The sequence below is a fragment of the Halomonas ventosae genome, from assembly GCF_004361885.1.
GTDB classification, from domain to species: domain Bacteria; phylum Pseudomonadota; class Gammaproteobacteria; order Pseudomonadales; family Halomonadaceae; genus Halomonas; species Halomonas ventosae_C.
In genome coordinates this window covers 1-2345 of the sequence record NZ_SNWH01000051.1, presented here as the reverse complement: position 1 = coordinate 2345, position 2345 = coordinate 1, and the positions used below count along the sequence as shown (strand labels likewise).

General features: G+C 67.5%; 1 protein-coding gene. It reads left to right on the top strand.

The window, feature by feature from the left end; all coding sequences use genetic code 11:
• On the top strand, positions 1-2345 hold a 2345-nt coding region (locus DFO68_RS15595), incomplete at both ends, for a beta strand repeat-containing protein (RefSeq protein WP_166637595.1).

The following is a 2345-nucleotide window of genomic DNA, read 5'->3' as shown; positions in this document are numbered from 1 at the left end:
AGCGTCGCCACCTTCAGCGCCAGTGACGAAGAAGACGGCGCGCTTACCGCCAGTGCCGGTCAAGTCACCTTCAGCCCAGGCAGCAACGACGCCGGTTACTACGCCTTCGACGGCGAGAACGTGGTGCTCACCCAGGCCGGTGTCGACGCCATCAACGCCGGCACCGAGCTGCCCGCGGTGAACCTGACTGCCACCGACAGCGCCAACGCCACCGCCCATGCCGCCGCGACGCCGACTTATACCGCCCAGAACGACGGCCCGACGATCGCGGTCACTGCCGAACCCGCGTTCAACGAAAACGACGCCGTGGCGGGCCAAACCATGGCGACGTTCACGGCGAGCGACGAAGAAGACGGCGCCCTGACCGCCGGTGGCGGCCAAGTGACCTTCACGCCGGGCACGAATAACGACGGTTACTACGCCTTCGACGGCGAGAACGTGGTGCTCACCCAGGCCGGTGTCGACGCCATCAACGCCGGCACCGAGCTTCCCGCGGTGAACCTGACTGCCACCGACAGCGCCAACGCCACGACCCAAGATAGCGATACCCCGAGCTATGTAGCGCAGAACGACGGCCCGACGATCGCGGTGACCGCGGCGCCCGCGTTCAACGAAAACGACGCCGTGGCGGGCCAGAGCGTGGCGACGTTCACGGCGAGTGACGAAGAAGACGGCGCCCTGACCGTGGCTAACGGGGGCGTTGACTTCACCTCAGGCAGCAACGACACCGGCTACTACGCCTTCGACGGCGAGAACGTGGTGCTCACCCAGGCTGGCGTCGATGCCATCAACGCCGGCACCGAGCTGCCCGCGGTGAGCCTGACCGCCACCGACAGCGCCAACGCCACCGCCAATGCCGCGGCGACGCCGACTTATACTGCCCAGAACGACGGCCCGACCATCGCGGTCACTGCCGAACCCGCGTTCAACGAAAACGACGCCGTGGCGGGCCAAACCATGGCGACGTTCACGGCGAGCGACGAAGAAGACGGCGCCCTGACCGCCGGTGGCGGCCAAGTGACCTTCAGCCCAGGTAGCAACGACGCCGGCTACTACGCCTTCGACGGCGAGAACGTGGTGCTCACCCAGGCCGGCGTCGACGCCATCAACGCCGGCACCGAGCTGCCCGCGGTGAGCCTGACCGCCACCGACAGCGCCAACGCCACCGCCAATGCCGCGGCGACGCCGACTTATACTGCCCAGAACGACGGCCCGACCATCGCGGTCACTGCCGAACCCGCGTTCAACGAAAACGACGCCGTAGCGGGCCAAACCATGGCGACGTTCACGGCGAGCGACGAAGAAGACGGCGCCCTGACCGCCGGTGGCGGCCAAGTGACCTTCACGCCGGGCACGAATAACGACGGTTACTACGCCTTCGACGGCGAGAACGTGGTGCTCACCCAGGCCGGTGTCGACGCCATCAACGCCGGCACCGAGCTGCCCGCGGTGAGCCTGACTGCCACCGACAGCGCCAACGCCACCGCCAATGCCGCGGCGACGCCGACTTATACCGCCCAGAACGACGGCCCGACGATCGCGGTCACTGCCGAACCCGCGTTCAACGAAAATGACGCCGTGGCGGGCCAAACCATGGCGACGTTCACGGCGAGCGACGAAGAAGACGGCGCCCTGACCGCCGGTGGCGGCCAAGTGACCTTCAGCCCAGGTAGCAACGACGCCGGCTACTACGCCTTCGACGGCGAGAACGTGGTGCTCACCCAGGCCGGTGTCGACGCCATCAACGCCGGCACCGAGCTGCCCGCGGTGAGCCTGACCGCCACCGACAGCGCCAACGCCACGACCCAAGATAGCGATACCCCGAGCTATGTAGCGCAGAACGACGGCCCGACCATCGACGTGACCGCGGCGCCTGCGTTCAACGAAAACGACGCCGTGGCGGGCCAGAGCGTCGCCACCTTCAGCGCCAGTGACGAAGAAGACGGCGCGCTTACCGCCAGTGCCGGTCAAGTCACCTTCAGCCCAGGCAGCAACGACGCCGGCTACTACGCCTTCGACGGCGAGGACGTGGTGCTCACCCAGGCCGGTGTCGACGCCATCAACGCCGGCACCGAGCTGCCCGCGGTGAGCCTGACTGCCACCGACAGCGCCAACGCCACGACCCAAGATAGCGATACCCCGAGCTATGTAGCGCAGAACGACGGCCCGACGATCGCGGTCACTGCCGAACCCGCGTTCAACGAAAACGACGCCGTGGCGGGCCAAACCATGGCGACGTTCACGGCGAGCGACGAAGAAGACGGCGCCCTGACCGCCGGTGGCGGCCAAGTGACCTTCAGCCCAGGTAGCAACGACGCCGGCTACTACGCCTTCGACGGCGAGAA